At 47.2% G+C, this 16,727-nt stretch carries 15 protein-coding genes and 1 pseudogene; 9 read left to right on the top strand and 7 right to left on the bottom strand.

Going from position 1 to position 16,727, the window contains the following annotated elements; genetic code table 11:
- Positions 1 to 310 precede the first annotated feature (310 nt).
- Together CW740_RS06215 and CW740_RS06210 are read right to left on the bottom strand one after the other, a co-directional pair.
- Positions 311 to 1,744 (bottom strand): heavy metal sensor histidine kinase, encoded by a 1,434-nt coding sequence (locus tag CW740_RS06215; protein WP_106646709.1) that lies wholly within the window; start codon positions 1,742 to 1,744, stop codon positions 311 to 313.
- A complete protein-coding gene (locus CW740_RS06210; protein ID WP_106646708.1) occupies positions 1,734 to 2,426 on the bottom strand; it encodes a heavy metal response regulator transcription factor in 693 nt (230 codons plus the stop codon). The genes CW740_RS06215 and CW740_RS06210 overlap by 11 nt, the downstream gene beginning before the upstream one ends.
- Positions 2,427 to 2,655: 229 nt before the next feature.
- Between CW740_RS06210 and CW740_RS06205 the strand changes: the two genes are divergently transcribed.
- The 9 genes and pseudogenes from CW740_RS06205 (at position 2,656) to CW740_RS12515 (ending at position 8,793) form a co-directional block, all read left to right on the top strand.
- Entirely contained in the window at positions 2,656 to 4,503 is a 1,848-nt protein-coding gene (locus CW740_RS06205; RefSeq protein WP_106646707.1) for a copper resistance system multicopper oxidase, read from the top strand.
- 5 nt (positions 4,504 to 4,508) lie between these two features.
- Entirely contained in the window at positions 4,509 to 5,345 is an 837-nt protein-coding gene (locus CW740_RS06200; protein WP_373286463.1) for a copper resistance protein B, read from the top strand.
- Positions 5,346 to 5,383: 38 nt separating this feature from the next.
- Positions 5,384 to 5,587, top strand: a pseudogene (locus CW740_RS12665) (hypothetical protein); the annotation flags it as partial.
- Positions 5,588 to 5,650: 63 nt separating this feature from the next.
- Positions 5,651 to 6,088 carry a YybH family protein gene (locus tag CW740_RS12660; protein ID WP_106648061.1) on the top strand — a complete coding sequence of 146 codons (438 nt, stop codon included), beginning with the start codon at positions 5,651 to 5,653 and terminating at the stop codon, positions 6,086 to 6,088.
- 15 nt (positions 6,089 to 6,103) lie between these two features.
- Positions 6,104 to 6,697 (top strand): c-type cytochrome, encoded by a 594-nt coding sequence (locus tag CW740_RS06185; protein ID WP_106646705.1) that lies wholly within the window; start codon positions 6,104 to 6,106, stop codon positions 6,695 to 6,697.
- A 77-nt stretch (positions 6,698 to 6,774) separates the two neighbouring features.
- Positions 6,775 to 6,960, top strand: coding sequence for a hypothetical protein (locus tag CW740_RS06180; RefSeq protein ID WP_106646704.1), 186 nt, complete (start codon positions 6,775 to 6,777; stop codon positions 6,958 to 6,960).
- Positions 6,961 to 7,009: 49 nt separating this feature from the next.
- Positions 7,010 to 7,141, top strand: a complete 132-nt coding sequence (locus tag CW740_RS12620; RefSeq protein ID WP_264755012.1) for a hypothetical protein — start codon at positions 7,010 to 7,012, stop codon at positions 7,139 to 7,141.
- A gap of 73 nt (positions 7,142 to 7,214) precedes the next feature.
- Positions 7,215 to 8,099, top strand: a complete 885-nt coding sequence (locus tag CW740_RS06175; protein ID WP_106646703.1) for a DMT family transporter — start codon at positions 7,215 to 7,217, stop codon at positions 8,097 to 8,099.
- Between the two features lie 337 nt (positions 8,100 to 8,436).
- Positions 8,437 to 8,793 carry a hypothetical protein gene (locus CW740_RS12515; RefSeq protein ID WP_198555394.1) on the top strand — a complete coding sequence of 119 codons (357 nt, stop codon included), beginning with the start codon at positions 8,437 to 8,439 and terminating at the stop codon, positions 8,791 to 8,793.
- Positions 8,794 to 9,489: 696 nt separating this feature from the next.
- On the opposite strand, the gene CW740_RS12570 is transcribed toward CW740_RS12515, so the two are convergent.
- The 5 genes from CW740_RS12570 to CW740_RS06140 all read right to left on the bottom strand — a co-directional run bounded on the left by CW740_RS12570 (position 9,490) and on the right by CW740_RS06140 (position 16,713).
- A complete protein-coding gene (locus tag CW740_RS12570; RefSeq protein WP_227523796.1) occupies positions 9,490 to 9,924 on the bottom strand; it encodes a bile acid:sodium symporter in 435 nt (144 codons plus the stop codon).
- Positions 9,925 to 10,206: 282 nt separating this feature from the next.
- Positions 10,207 to 11,094 (bottom strand): cation diffusion facilitator family transporter, encoded by an 888-nt coding sequence (locus CW740_RS06155; RefSeq protein WP_106646700.1) that lies wholly within the window; start codon positions 11,092 to 11,094, stop codon positions 10,207 to 10,209.
- A 34-nt stretch (positions 11,095 to 11,128) separates the two neighbouring features.
- A complete protein-coding gene (locus tag CW740_RS06150) occupies positions 11,129 to 12,031 on the bottom strand; it encodes a cation transporter (RefSeq protein WP_106646699.1) in 903 nt (300 codons plus the stop codon).
- 160 nt (positions 12,032 to 12,191) lie between these two features.
- Positions 12,192 to 15,386 (bottom strand): efflux RND transporter permease subunit, encoded by a 3,195-nt coding sequence (locus CW740_RS06145; protein WP_106646698.1) that lies wholly within the window; start codon positions 15,384 to 15,386, stop codon positions 12,192 to 12,194.
- Positions 15,387 to 15,402: 16 nt separating this feature from the next.
- Positions 15,403 to 16,713: an efflux RND transporter periplasmic adaptor subunit gene (locus tag CW740_RS06140; RefSeq protein WP_045980006.1), complete on the bottom strand. Its 1,311-nt coding sequence runs from the start codon at positions 16,711 to 16,713 to the stop codon at positions 15,403 to 15,405.
- Positions 16,714 to 16,727 lie beyond the last annotated feature (14 nt).

Below are 16,727 nucleotides of genomic sequence, written 5' to 3'. Positions count from 1 at the left end.
GACGCTTGCTGCAGACCATCCAATACCTGGCCCAAACGACGCTTCGGTGGTTTTTGCACGCACGCTTGTCAGTTTGTGTTCAGCCAGTTCCTGGACTTCCGCACAATGGGACTCACACAGTGATAACAGGTTGTAGATCTCTTCGTGGCGCGCTAGAAAAATAACATCCTTGCCTGCGTGCCCTAGGAATAAGTGCGGTACCCTTGGACTGGTTTCAGAGTTTGCGTGATGAGGCCTCGGTGTTTGAAATAGCGGATGGTTTATACACTGACTTGTACAGCTTGTGCATATTTTCCGATGGTGAACAGGCTCATGACAAAGCCCCTGCTACTCTATGCCTATCATTGGCCACTTGTTGAAAGATGATTGTGAAGGACGTTATTCCATATGCTGAAGACACAGAGATGGTGCCGTTGTGAGCCTCAACGATGGACTTTACAATTGCTAGCCCCAGTCCTGCGCCCTCACTCTGGCGTTGACGCGAAGGGTCAACCCGATAAAAACGGTCGAACAAATGAGGTAAGTGTGCGGAATCTATAGTCGGGCCGGGGTTTTTCACACGCAGGTAGACAGCATTACTGGCTTGCCATATATTGACTTGCACCATACCACCTTCGGATGTAAATCGAAGTGCGTTAGAGAGCAGGTTGGATAATGCGCGTCGCAACATTGCCCTATCCCCAACGAAAGCTGTGGGCTTCCCCTGGACTTGAAAGCGAATACCCTTTTCCTCAGCCAGGGCTTCTAAAAATTCAAAAGTGGCTTCTACCTCCTGAACTAACTCAAGCTTTTCTCGGTCAGGCCTCAGTAAACCGTTTTCACTTTGTGCCAGCCATAACATGTCGTTCACCATTTTGGTCAACCGTTCCTGTTCTTCAAGGCTTGAATATAACAACTCTCGATATTCATCATGGCTTCTGGACTTACTTAAACCAACTTGAGTTTGGGTAATCAAGTTGGTTAAGGGCGTCCGCAATTCGTGAGCAATATCAGCGGAAAAATGAGACAACTTGTCGAAGCTTTCTTCAAGCCGACTGATCATACGATTAAAGGAATCAACCAAGGTAATCAGCTCTGCGGGGATCGTGTCAGTATCCAGCCTCACATCAAGATGATCCGCCTGAACATTCTGAATTACCTTGCTTAATGCACGCAGTGGGGCATGGCCTTGGTGGACACCGAACCACGCTGCTAACAATGTGATCACACCTGCTAGACTCATAATAAGCCATAGCGTACGCCCAAAGCTGTCCAGAAAGTGCAAATGAAAGCCCATATCGATGACAGCAACAATATGGTACCGGTGGTTGCCAACTTGGGTTTGCGTCACAATGCCACGGAAGGTTTTTTCATCGACTGACCAACGATATAAATTGTCGGCTTGAATTTTCTCTACCGCAAAGTAGGTGATGGTTTGCTTAGAGGGATGCAGATTTGGTGGCCCAAAAATCAACTGATGGTGTTCATCCCAGACTTGAAAATACACACCATGGTGGCCTGAAACAGCTTTTGCCAATACATCTTCCGGTGGGAGCCTTTCAGCGCTTGCCTTATTCAGCGCTGATTCTACAGCTTGGGTAATCACCGCTAATTCATCGGCGTCCTGCTCTTCAAAATGACGCTCCACTGCGCTTTGCACCAAATGTCCAATTATCAACATACTAAAACTGATTGCAATCGCCACGAACAGCATCGCTCGGTTGGTCAGTGAAAGCGGGCGATGGATGATCCGACTAAATTTCATCAAGGTCATCCTCAACATCCAGCATATAACCCATGCCTCGTACGGTATGAATAAGCTTTGTATCGAACTCGTCGTCAATCTTGGCTCGCAAGCGTCGTATAGCGACATCAATGACGTTGGTGTCAGAATCAAAATTCATGTCCCACACCTGAGAGGCAATTAACGAACGCGGCAACACCTCACCCTGGCGACGCACCAGTAGTTCCAGTAAACAAAATTCTTTGTGGCTAAGACTAATTTTTCGACCCGCACGAATGACCCGGTGCCGCGGCAGATCCAGGCTTAGATCAGCGACTTTAATTTGATCAGTCAGTACGGGGGTCGAGCATCTGCGAAGCAAAGTGCGTATGCGAGCTAGCAGTTCAGTGAACGCAAAAGGCTTGACGAGGTAATCATCCGCCCCCATTTCGAGGCCTTTAACTCTATCATTCACGCTGTCGCGGGCCGTCAGGAAAAGCACGGGAGTTTGGTGTCCCGCTTCTCTGATGGATTGTACGATTTGCCAACCATTAACATCCGGAAGCATTACGTCCAGCACAAGCAGATCAAATATTTCCGTCATCGCGAGGTGATGTCCGTCAAGACCGTTGCGCGCCAAAGTGACCATAAAGCCAGCTTCAGTCAGGCCTTGCTGTAAATAATCACCCGTCTTGATTTCGTCTTCGACCACTAACAAGCGCATAGCTTAATACTCCGTATATTATTATTACTGACCAACTTAATTCTTAAGATAAATCACTCTTCCCAACAATGGTATGACAACAAGATTACAACATTGTCATTCTAAAGTCATGCTGGTGACAGGCCTCGGGCGTTAATGTGTTTGGTATTAAAAGCGGTGATCAAAGAGACGTTCCGCCGTAAACACCCAATTGTCAAGACCAAGTAACCCATTCGGGAAATATTGCTCGATGAAAAGAAGATCCGAATTCATACTACCGAATATCAGTCGGCGCCGATTCGTCCAAGGGTTGGCAGTTGGTGGTGTGATGGCAGCCACTCCTGGGTGGCTGCAGGCTGGGATTACAAGCCTAACCTCGCAAGGCTCAGCACCCGTGCTAAGCGGTCGTGAAATTGATCTAGTCATAGCAGAGACGCCTGTCAATTTTACCGGTGTTACACGGATGGCCACAACCATCAATGGAGCAATCCCTGCTCCAACGCTGCGCTTGCGAGAGGGCGATGAAGTGAGAATCCGCGTGATCAATCGCCTGCCGGTTGCAACTTCCATTCACTGGCACGGTATCCTGTTACCCTACCAGATGGATGGTGTCCCTGGCATTAGTTTCAAAGGCATTGCACCAGGGGAAACCTTCATTTACCGATTCAAGTTGCGTCAAAGCGGCACTTATTGGTATCACAGCCATTCAGGGTTCCAAGAAATGACTGGAATGTACGGTGCCCTTATTATCGAGCCCAGATTGGGAGAAAGGCACAGCGCTGATCGGGAGCATGTGGTCCAGCTTTCGGATTGGACAGACGAGGACCCAATGCATGTATTTAGCAAGCTAAAGGTGCAAAGTGATATCTACAACTTCAGCCAGCCTACATTTTTCGATTTTACACGAGATGTATCCAAAATGGGAATTCAGGGTGCATTGGAAAAACGTCAAATGTGGAACAGTATGCGTATGAACCCCACAGATCTTGCAGATCTTTCAGCAGCTACAATGACATTTTTGATGAATGGAACAACCCCCGCCGGCAATTGGACTGGCTTATTCAGTAAAGGAGAGCGCATACGACTTCGCTTTATCAATGCCGCCAGCAATAGCTTCTATGATGTTCGTATTCCGGGCTTAAAATTGACAGTTATACAGGCCGATGGTCAGGATGTGGAGCCTGTAACGGTTGATGAGTTCCGCTTCGGTCCTGGAGAAACTTACGATGTGTTAGTGCAACCACAGGATGACGCTTATACCCTCTTTGCACAAAGTATGGATCGCAGTGGCTATGCCAGGGGCACACTGGCGACCCGCCAAGGCTTGTCTGCACCTACACCAAAACTTGATCCTGTCGAGTGGCTAACCATGGCCGATATGATGGGCAGTATGAATCATGAAGGAATGAACCACAAAGGGATGGATAAAAGCGCAACGGAAAGGATGAAACATTCCGATATGCATAGCGGCATGACTAATAGTCAGCAAAGTAACCATAAAATGCAGGGTAAAAAACACCCTGCACAGAATCCGCATTCCAAACCTTCACCCAATGTGCGCCACGCAAGTAGCGAATATGGGCCTTCTGTAGACATGCGTGTCGATATGCCGAGCACAAGACTGGATGATCCTGGCATAGGCCTGCGTAATTTAAGTCAGAGGCAGTTACGCCCGCAAGGACACCGTGTGCTCACTCTGGCGGATTTAAAATCCATTGATGGTGTGATGGATGACCTTCGTCCACCTCTAAAAGAGTTAGAGCTCCACCTCACAGGGAATATGGAACGATACAGCTGGTCATTCGACGGTTTAGAGTTTGGCAAAAGCACTCCTGTATCCCTGCGACATAACGAACGAGTCAGAATCATATTGCAAAACGATACGATGATGACTCACCCAATGCATCTGCACGGCATGTGGAGTGAAATTGAAACTGACCAAGGAGAGCTTCGAGTACGTCGACATACTATCCCGGTGCAACCAGCACAACGTATCAGCTACCTGACGACTCCTCATGATTTGGGGCGCTGGGCCTGGCATTGTCACCTGCTGTTTCATATGGATGCGGGCATGTTCCGCGAGGTGGTGGTGTCATGAGAATGATGACTATGAACTGGTTAGCTGCAGTGATGCTATCTGCCAGCAGCTTGCAGACGAATGACGCCATAGCACAGATGGATCATGGTGAGATGAAGGCACAAGGAGGCAGCGCGCCAGCCGATGCGCGCGATCCCCATGCCTACTCTGACGGCTACACGCTCACCGAAGGGCCCTACGCACAGCCGGGCCCACGACAACTGAAACTGGCTGATGAAAAAGCCTATTGGGCTGTGCTCGGTGACCGCTTCGAATACCAGCAAGACAGTGATACCACCGTATACGATCTCCAGGGCTGGTACGGAACTACCTACGACAAGCTAGTCATCAAGGCGGAAGGCGATATCTCAGATGGCAGCTTGGAAGAAAGCTCAACCGATCTACTCTGGGGGCATGCGCTGAACGCCTATTTTGACACCCAAGTCGGTGTTCGGATTGATCAATATGACGAAGGTAAAGATCGTCAATGGATGGCGCTGGGTCTACAAGGGCTTGCCCCCTATTGGTTTGAACTGGATCTTACCGCCTATGTGGGTAACAACGGCCGGACCGCACTGGCCGCTGAAGCTGAGTATGAATTATTGCTGACACAACGACTGATTTTACAACCTCGCGCCGAGCTGAGCCTGTACGGCAAGGACGACCCGGACAATGGTTTGGGCTCTGGTCTGTCGGATCTTGCTCTGGGCCTACGTTTGCGCTATGAGTACAGCCGTCAGTTCGCCACCTATATCGGGGTTGAATGGACAAGCACTTATGGCAATACGGCTAAATACCGGCGCGTTGCAGGCGAGGACCGCTCGAACACCCAGATCGTGGCCGGTCTCAGATTCTGGTTTTAATCATTAACACTACTTCTAATCCCACGAGGAAACTATCCATGAAACGTAAAATTTTATCACCTGTTCTAGTACTGATCGTCTTGGGCGTCGCTCATTCAGCCCAGGCTCATGACCCGAAAGAGCACATGAAAGACGCTAAAAAACCGGATTGCGCCGCGATGAAAAACATGGATCACAGTAAGATGGATAAGAACGATCCGGTCATGCAGGCCATGATGAAACAGTGTATGAAAGACCAGCATCAAGATGTAGGGCATGGCGAGGAACAAAGTCATGGATCGGACGACAACCATAAAGAGCACAAGATGGACGCGGGTAACCAGCGCTCCGATTCTTCTGTTAGTGTCACAGATTCCGAGAAAGGCCCTGTGTCGGGCTTGGAAACAGAAGCCGCAAAAGTAGTTACGACATTCCACAAGGCGCTACGCACTGGCGATGGCCGCTTAGCTCGTAGCCTGCTTGCAGATCAGGTGACCATATTTGAAGGGGGGCGCGTAGAGCGTAGCGCCGATGAATATACCCAGCATCACATGCAGGCGGACATGAAGTATTTAAAGGAAATGAATATTGAGGTTCTGGAACATCAGGTACAGGTAATGGGAACTACCGCCATTTCAAAGTCGCGCACCCATACGAAAGGCAAATATAAAGGCAAAGAACATGACAACGAAGGAATGGAAACCATCGTGTTGGAAAAACAAGGCAAACTCTGGAAAATCAAGCACATTCATTGGTCCCATTAAAAATAGGAAATTCACATGCCATCACTCACCGCTTTTATCAAGAGTCTACTCATTGCTGCTGTACTTGGTCTTCTAGGCGGAGGACTGTTTATCTACTCCGGTGTTTACCCGATCGGGGCTGATGTGCCCCACAACAAAGTGACTTACTGGCTGCTAGAAACTGTGCGTGAACGTTCCATCGCCCGCGCAGCTAGCAACATTCAAATTCCTGACAATTTGAATACCTCTGATCGATTATTGGCGGGTGGTGCAGATTATAATGACATGTGTGCAGGTTGCCATCTAAAGCCAGGCAAAAAAGAAAGTGACTTAACAATCGGGCTTTACCCCTCCCCTCCTGATTTAACAGCAATTACAGATATTTATGAACAACAGCAACTCAACAAAGCATACGTATCGGAGAATATGACAGAAGAAGCTATCCAACGCCAGTTCTGGATTATCAAGCACGGCATAAAAGCATCGGGTATGCCGGCGTGGGGACCAACCCACAGTGACGAGCGTATCTGGAATATGGTGGCCTTTTTGCAGCGGTTGCCGACACTGTCTGAGGACCAGTATCAGATACTGACATCTCGGGGCAGCGCGACTGAAATGCATGACCACTAAATTTCATATTTTTTAAACGCGTTTATTAACCACTTTATCAACCGCTATCGTTGCTGGTTTATAATAGGATTATAATAATGACTCAATCATCATTCTTTCACACACTTGCTCTGATCGGCTCGCTACTGTTTTCTGGAATGGCTTTCGCCCATTCTGCTCATGACCCAATAAAGGACATTGAGAAATATGACCTCGCAGTTACTGAACAACAGGCGCGCTTCGAAACGACCATCAAAGAAGAAGAGCGCTTACAAAGTCTTTAAGAACAAATCGAAATGATGCAGAGAAAATTGCTTGCCTGTGAGAAACTTAATGGCAAATGACTACCCGCATCTCAAAGAAAAAATGAGCAAATACAAATTTGATTACATGGATGAAGTTGACGAAACTATTGTCCAGTTAAAAATGACCCTTAAACAAACAGATTCATTACTCGACAAATGAAACATGTTAATAGAAGAGTAACAAGTCATTTGAAAGACTCGGCAGCTAGCCAGTGGATATAGCGACTTAACCCATGCGTCCTAAAGTGTTTGCTACTATTGGCGCTGTATTCACCATGGTGTTATGGGCAACATGTTTCCCGCTTATCTCCCTGAGTTTACCGTATGCCCCGATTATGTTGACGGCATTGTTTAGGGCAGTGATTGCGGGTATCTTTTTAATTGTCATCGCTTGGATCCTAGGTAGACCTTTCCCAAGGTCCACTAAAGTCTACCTCTATATCCTTGGCATTGGTCTAACCGCAACGAGTATTGGGTTCTGGGGCATGTTCTATGCGGGCAGCCTAATCACACCCGGACTGGCAACCGTACTAACCAACACACAACCTCTAATTGCCGGCCTTCTGGGCTGGCATATTCTGAACGAACGCATAGGGAAGCGGGCAATGCTGGGTACTCTACTCGGTTTTTCAGGAATTGTGGTCATCAGTGCGGAAAGTCTTTTCGCCACAGATGTTCAGTCAGTGAGCGGTATCGCCTATGTTGTTATTGCCGCTGCGGGTTTAGCAATCAGCAATATCTTGTTGAAGAAGTCTGCTAATCGTGTCGATGTGCTATATGCCATGGGATTCCAGCTCTTACTGGGGGCTATCCCCCTGGCGCTATTGGCCTTTTTTAACACTTCCTTGCCGCCCCTGAGTTGGAATTGGGATTACGTGTGGATCTTACTGGCGCTGGCATTGCCCGGCACTGCTCTGCCATTTATTCTGTGGTTCTGGTTGATGGATACTGCGCCACTATACAAGCTCAATGTCTACAGCTTTCTAACGCCTGTATTCGGGCTGTATTTAGGTTACACTTATTTTTCTGAATCGCTTTCCTCAATGCAGTGGCTGGGAGTCTTTCTGGTTATAGCTGCCATGCTCCTGGTGAATTCGTCAACCAGAGCAGCGAAATGAATCAATATGAATTAGGACAGTTTAATTGCGTGACAGGATCACCATTTGCCCACGAGGTGGCGTTATGACAAGTTACATTAATTGTTCGAACTAATTTTCCCTAACGTATGTAAGCATCACTTGCGTACCTCCACATTATACGGTGACTATAAAAAAATGAAGCATTATACCCAATACTTGCTTTCATCACCTTGATCCATCCTTTGTGGTTCTCGTAATAAAGGAAGTATTTTTCCTTCCAGTTTGTTATACAGCGCACCAGAATCATCACTTCCGGCATTGCTCTCACTGATAACGCTCCCGCGATGCCCACAAGGCAACTCTCGGTCTACCGGCCGTGGAGAACACTCAGGTTCGAGTCACCATTAAATGTCTCTTTAATGCCACTTTAGATCTGCGAAATCAACCTACCGGGATAGCAAACGCCACCAGGAGAATCCCCAGCATCGCAACCGGAGCCCACGCCGCCACAACATGGCTGAGTAGCGGCCCGGAAATCAAAAATCCACTGCCGATTATTGTCGCCAGTGGTGTTACCGTAGCCCGCCAAAGAGAGGCATTGCGTACCCTCGGTAGAAATAAAACCACCAGCACAGCCAGCGCCACACCGGGTAAAAGAAGGTTAGACATCAATTTACCTTATTCGTTGGCAGTCAGACCAATTGGTGTTGATGAACGAATTAGTCGAAAATAATACGACTTCCTACTTTTATCAGAAATCGCCAAATGCCCCAAAAACAGATGCTCATACAAATAGAGGTACGGCCACGATTCGTGACAATTCGACCAAAAAGCATCTTAACTTTATGAAATATATCGAATATGTCAATGCAATCGCAGATGACTATGTGCTATTGATACACTTCCTGTTTAATGGCTAACCGTATTTATTGAACTACTTTATCGCTACAGATTATAGGTGATCTCTTATCTAAAATGGGTTTGCTTAAGGATAAGATGATCTTGAAACCTAGCTATGCTTTGTTCCAATTCGCTCATATCATCGGCTAATACTTTAAGTTACTTTGCCTAGTACCGTACTGTATGGTTATGGCAGGCACTATGATTTCTTTATTACTAAATTGGTCGTATGTTTCGATGAAAAAATCCTTCATATCTCTTTCGAAATCAAGCCTCGAGCAAGATATTTGGCCACAATAGGAGATGTGATCATCTGAATTACTGCAAAAAATGTGGCTGGTATTACTATTTCTGATGGCAACCCTGATGCAGCCACAAAAGCCGCTGCAATGCTAAATTCTTTTTTGCTTACAGTAAATAGGTATGCGATGACTTCCGGTCGGTCTGTCGTTATAAACCGTGAAGCCATTCCAATTAAGTAGCCACAAAGATTTAGACTTAAAGCTGCTCCAGCAATTACAAAAGCATACTATCCATAACCAATGATGGTTTCTGCATTGGAAGCCACTACCGCAAGTAATATTACAAGATAGAAGACTGACCCAATTCCTGCGTAAGTCGAATCATGCTTTGAAATAATCATCGGAAAGTTGGTGCGTAAGGTTACACCGAGAATTGTAGGCACTAAAACAACTAGAGCTAACTCCAGGATGATGGAAACGAGAGGGACTTCTAGCTGTATCCCTGTCAGCCATAGAAAAAGGAGCGGAACTACGAAAGGAGAAAAGGCTGTATTGACCGCATTGAAAACGGCGGCCAAGGCAACGTTTCCACGAGCCATCAGTACTAAAAGAGGAGAAGATACATCTGTTGGCAGTGTGCCAAGCAGAGTTTGGCCTGTAGCAAGCAATCCGTTTCCAAAAAAAGGCGACCAGTCAAGAAGCCTGCAATTGAATCGGGCCATAGACGAGCCCCATTGCCAAAAACTGTCTTGACGGTTTGCGAAAGTCTATTCGTACGGCATGTGCATCAAATGTAAGGCTGATCACAAACATCAGAATCACAAGTAAAGGGGCTATTGAGGAGTCGAGGTACTTCCCGGATTCGGGCAATATCAGGCCAACTCCAGCTACAATAATCACAAACCAAACAAGATTTGATTCAACGAAATAAATTAATCGACGCATAAGTCAAGGGTACCAGTTACTGTGCGGCCACAATATAAATTATAGCTGTACTCTCCCAATTACAAAGCTTCAGAAGCATCGCGGCATTGCTCGTCAGTCATTTCAAGCTCAATGGTCGTATGCTCTAAATTAAATTTACTCAATCGTTCTGCTATGGACTTTTTTAACTCCAGTTGCTGTTGAGTAGACAGTGCCTCTTGTAGAGCTAGATGAGCAGTAAGTACATGATGCTCTCCATCCAATGACCACAAGTGCAGGTGATGGATACTATCCACTTCTTTGAGTTCTATTAAGGTTTTATAAACTGATTTTGACAGTTCTTTGTCAGGGATTGCCTGTAAAAATAACCTTATAGTGTGCCAAAGGTTTTTAGCAACATTAATTAAAATATAGAGAGTGAAAAGAATTGATAAAGCTGGGTCAAGAATGGGCCAGTCAACAAAAAGAAGTACGATGGAAACGATTAAAACTGCAACCCAACCCAGTACATCTTCCAATAAATGCCAATTGAGTACACGCTCATTAAGAGTTTTGCCTTTACTTAATTTATAAGCCGCAAACCCATTAACTAGCACCCCAAACACGGCTAAGGCGATCATGCCCTCAACTATAGGCATTTCTGGTTGCAGGAGTTTAGGGATAGCTTCTGTCAGAACCCAGACGGAACCAATAATGAGGACTAGACCATTAATAAGTGCACCGAACAATGATAACCGGCGGTAACCATAGGTGAACTCTGAATTTGAACCTTTTTCACTAACTTTACTGAGAAACCAAGCAAATCCGATGGATAAACTGTCGCCAAGATCATGAACGGCGTCGGCCATGATGGCGGTACTATTGGTTAAGATACCTCCTATAAATTCGATAATGGTAAAGGTGACATTCAGAAAAAATGCCCAACCTATACGATTATTTGAACCATGTGAGTGCGAATGATCATGCATTTAAGATTACCTCTTGTGGAGCTCTATTCCTACCTTAGGATTTGATCTTCAATATACGAAAACCGCCAACTAAAACAATTAATCCAATGATAAACCCAATGATTAAGTCTGGATATTGTGAGCCCGTCCATGCCACTAATCCTCCGGCAATAATAACGCCTGCGTTAGCGATGACATCATTAGCAGAAAAAATCCAGCTTGCTCTCATGTGAGCGCCGCCATTTCGCTTTTTAGCGATTAAGATTAAGCACCAGACATTTGCTACCAAGGCAATTAAGCCAAACACCATCATAAGGTTTGAATCAGGCTCACTCCCTTGAACCAGTCTCCTCACAACTTCTGTTAATACACCCAGAGCTAAAATAACCTGTAACCAACCTGATATATGCGCTGCACGGAGTTTTTTTCGGACGCCATGCCCAACGGCGTATAGTGCCACCCCATACACTGCTGCATCGGCAAACATATCCAATGAATCAGCTATCAATCCGGTCGATTGTGCCCACCAGCCGATAACAAGCTCTGTAATAAACATCACTGCATTAATAGCTAACAGCATTTTAAGTATGCCAGCTTCCTCTGCTTCTTCATTTTGTGCCGTTAACCTTGCCTTATGGATAATCTCGCTGTCCACAGCGCTGGTTGACTCTAATCTCGCGCCAAGTCCAAGAGATGTTATCCGATTTTCTACCATGTCACTGACATCAGGATGATGAAACACTCTGACTTTACGTTGTGGCGTATCAAATTCAAGGATTACACCTGGCTCAAGACTGTCCAGAGCCATCCGGATCATGCCCTCCTCTGATGGACAATCCATTTTAGGCACGTGGTATTCGCTTATATATGCCCCTTCAAATAACTTGTCGTTGCTAGCAATATCTTGCGTTATATCAGTAGCATCTGCTTTGCAGTCACGGTTACATTTCTGGCTCATAGGTATACCTTGCATTTTTTGATATTGGCTTTCCCCCTCCCCGGCGGAGAGTCCTCGATACGAAAATGGGCGAGCTTTCAGCATTAATGGGGTGTTGGTTCAAACCATCTTGCTATTATAAAGTATTGCCGACTCCAAAATAGAGCCGGCAGATTGCTAGTTAGTGTTTCTCCTTCAACTTACCTTTTGAAAACCAGGCAAACAAAACGGGCAACACAAACAATGTTAAAAATGTGGCTGTTATCAGCCCGCCTACGATAACACTGGCAAGCGGTTTTTGTATCTCTGCTCCAACGCCATTTGATAGCAACATCGGTATTAGGCCTAACGCAGATGTTACTGCTGTCATCAATACCGGTCTAAGCCTGGATACGGCACCATCAAAAGCGGCTTCACTGACAGGTAGGCCATCCTTGATACGCTGATTGATACTTTCAACCATCACTACACCGTTAAGTACCGCGACGCCAAACAGGGTAATAAATCCGACCGAGCTGGGCACTGATAAATACTGCCCTGACAGCCAGAGTGAGAATACCCCACCAATAATGGCTAGAGGTACATTTACCAGAATCAGCATAGCCTGACCAACCGAAGCAAAGGCAAAATAAAGCAACAAGGCGATAAGCGCCAGCGATAATGGCACGACCAGCGACAGACGCTTTTGTGCTCGCTGTTGATTTTCGAATTGTCCACCTATATCCACGGAGTAACCCGTTGGCAAATCAACTTGTTCAGCAATCGCTGCGCGAATATCTGCTACCACGCTGCCCATATCACGCCCTTGCACATTGGCCTGAACGACTACTCTGCGCTGAACATCATCGCGGCGAACCTGCGGCGGGCCGGAAGCAATATTTACAGAGGCTACATCACCAAGGCGAACCCAGGCTCCTGAAGGTTCCTGCAAACGAAGGTCAGCAATAGTTTCGCGATCTTGGCGAAAACGTTCATCCAACCGAACATAGATATCATAACGTTCGTTACCATTGATGATTTGTCCAGCGCTGGCACCGCCAAGCCCATTTCGAACCACTTCCATGACATCCGCTACGTCAAGTCCATAACGAGACAATGCGCGGCGATTGGGCTTTACGACCAATTGAGCTTCACCGACAATTTGCTCCATGGCAACATCGCGCGTACCGTCGATCTTTTTGACCACTGCCTCAATTGCCTGCCCTTTTTCAGCCAGCACATCAAGATCTTTACCAAAGAGTTTTATCGCTAGTTGCGCTTTAACCCCCGATAACAGCTCATCCACACGGGTGGCAATTGGTTGTGAAAAATTGAACAGCAATCCGGGATGTTGTTCCAGCTTTTGCTCCATCAGGGATTGAAGTTCATAACGATTATCGGCGCTGGTCCATTCTGGCACTGGCTTAAGACCAATATAGATCTCAATGTTATTCACTGGCTCTGGATCACCGCCAATTTCGGCACGTCCAATGCGTGATAACGCATAGGTGACTTCCGGGAATTCCATCAGCATTGCTTCGAGTTTTGGAGCGACTTCAAGCGCAGTATCCAGGCTGGAGGACGGAGCGAGAGTTACCCGGAGGTTGACCGTTCCTTCTTCGAGTTCAGGCACAAACTCGGTACCCAGACGCGGTATTACTAAAGCTGCCGCAACCACGAGCGTTACAGCAATACCAACGACGACCTTACTGTGGCTCATAGCCCACGACAAACCCTTGCGGTAGAGTTTATCAAGTGGTTTCAAGACGAAACTCTCCCGCGGGCGTATCCCTTTGCGAAACAGGTAGGTGGCTAATGCTGGGACTATGATTAAAGCTACAACCAGCGCGGACAGCATAGACAGCATGATACTGATAGCCATCGGCTGGAACAGTTTGGCTTCGACCCCTTCGAAACTGAATAGCGGCATGAAGACAACTAAAATAATTGCTGTCGCAAAAAATATAGGTCTTGCTACCTCTCTGCCAGCTTCTTGCAAGCGTAAAGCAATCCCATGGCTATCATGAGCTGCATCAACAGGATCTGGATCATCCTGAACCATTGTCTGTCTATCTTTGTCATGGGTGGCATCGGGATGGGTCAAATGTTTGAACATGTTTTCGACCATCACTACAGAGCCATCCACGAGCATGCCAATGGCCACGGCAATACCGCCTAGAGACATTAAGTTTGCCGAAAGACCAAACCACGCCATCACCATCAAAGCAATACCGATGGAAATTGGAATTGAGATCAGTACCAGTAAGGTAGCACGCAAATTCATTAGGAACAGCGCCAAAATGACCACAATGAAGACAAACGCCAGTAACAGAGCATTGACAACGGTATCAACCGCTTGCGTCACCAGATCGGCCTGATCATAGTAAGCCTCGAACTTAACTCCTTCCGGTAACGCCTGATTAATACGCTCGATACGGGCATTAACCCCATCAATGGTGCTTTTGGTATTGGCGCCTAAACGTTTTAATACAATGCCTGAGACGACTTCGCCTAGTGTCTCAACTTTCCCATCCGAAGTTCGGCGTGTCATGGTCACTGCGCCCTGGCGGATTTCGCTACCCAGATTCACTTTGGCTACATCCGATACGGTGATAGTGGTGCCATCCACCGTTTTCAGGGGAACTTGACGGATCTGCTCCAGCCCTTGCTTGCCATGATCGAGCCAGCCGGTACCTCGGATCACCAATTGCTCCTGACCACGGTTCATATACCAGCCGCCAACATTGGTGTTGTTACGCTCCAGAGCCGCCATGATATCGTCCTGGGTCAGATCGTAAGATAACAGCTTTGACGGATTCAGATCGACCTGATACTGACGCACCTCACCGCCGAAAGACAGCACATCAGTCACGCCTTCGGCCGGGATAAGCAACAACTTGACCACCCAGTCATTTAAGCTGCGTAGCTCCATGGCATCGAAACCCGAACCGGGTTCGGCAACCAGTAAATACTGATAGACTTGCCCCAGCCCAGAAGTGTTTGGCCCCATTTCGGGTGTACCAACGCCCTCTGGAATCAGCTCTTTGGCAGCCTGAAGTCGCTCGAATACCAGTTGCCGGGCAAAGTAAATATCAGTGCCTTCCTTAAACACAACAGTAACGCCAGACAAGCCAGTCTTTGAAATAGACCTTACTTCTTCTACATCAGGCAGAGCGTACATGACAGCTTCAATCGGATAGGTTATCAGCTGCTCGACTTCCTCAGCAGCCAAGCCAGGAGCTTCAGTATTGACCGAGACCTGAACGTTGGTAACATCCGGAAATGCATCAAGATTCAGCCTTGGAATAATAAAAAAGGCGCTGACCGTTAGTGTAATGAGCGCAATCGCCACCAGCAAACGGTTAGTGACCGCCCAATCGACAATTCGATTAAACATAGAGTCTCCTTAATGCTTAGTGGTTATGCGGATCAAAACCGCCTTTGGCGATTTGTGAAGCAACAAAAAAGGCACCGTCGGTAACAATACGTGTTCCGGGAACAATGCCGTTAATTTCACGCAACGAACCTAGTGCTCGCTTTAGTTCAACTTCTTGAGAGCGAAACTGCCCTGGACTCTCTTCTACAAAAATTGCCCAGTCTCCATCGGGATTTCGCATCAGTGCTGACTCTGGCACAGCCAATACCGGCTCTTCTGTACGAAAACGGAAGAAGACCTCTGCAAACTGTCCCGGATGCAGCCTATGCTCCAGGTTGTCCACCAATAAGCGCACTGTTCGGGTTCGTGTAACGGGGTTTATGGTATGTGCTTCTTGGGATACCTTGCCTTGAATTCGGATATCACCAGCCACAATGTCAGCCAATGTACCGAGAGGAAGTGATATAGACTGATCTGCTGGAAGGTGTGCTTCGACCCAGAGCTGCTTCTCATTGGCCAGCTTGATCAGAGGAGAACCAGCTTCGACGCGCTGCCCCTGCTCGAAGTCGTCAGATAACACAGAACCATCGGTTTCGGCACGTAGGGTATATTCGCCCAATGCCTTAATATCTTGCGATGCCAGAGACTGCAAATCTGACTCAGCTAACCCATAGGCCTGCAACGTTGCCCGAGCAGCCTCCCAGCTGGTTTTGGCCTGGATATAACGCTGCTCTCCAACGGTTTTGCGACCGAGCTTGCGGACTCTTTCCCATTCAGGCCAAGCGGTGCGATAGTCTGCCTGGGCCTGCGCCACATCCTCACTGAACAGGGTTACCAGTGGCTGACCTTGTTCGACATGAGCGCCCAATGCTACGTGACGACGTAATACAACGGAAGCTACTCGCGGTGACACTATGTAGCTAGTGTATCCATTAGAAAGAACTTCCCCTGGTGCGTAGAACTCATAATCAACGCGCTCGGCAGTGAGAGGAGCAACCTGGATATCAGCAATCGTCATTTGAGTAGCATTTAGTGCCGTAGTGGCAGAAGCTTCTTCTTGATGCCCATGTCCATCTTCTTCAGTATTACTTTCGCTGTGTCCCGCATCATCATGACTTTCATTGTGGGAACTATCGCTAGACCCATGTTTTGTATCACCATGACGCTCATGTTCATCCGTGGCATTTGATGGGTGCTCCTTGTGAGACGCATCATCCTTATGCTCAATAACCTCTTGAGCAGGCTTGCTCTTATCATGTTCGTGCGCCTCACCACTCATCGTTTCTGCAAGCCCTATGCTTGGTGCAGTCATTGCGGCGCTTAGCATCGCTATCAATAATCTATTCATGTTCATTATCCTAT

This window comes from Kangiella profundi (assembly GCF_002838765.1).
Taxonomy (GTDB): domain Bacteria; phylum Pseudomonadota; class Gammaproteobacteria; order Enterobacterales; family Kangiellaceae; genus Kangiella; species Kangiella profundi.
This window is presented reverse-complemented; position numbering and strand designations above follow the sequence as displayed.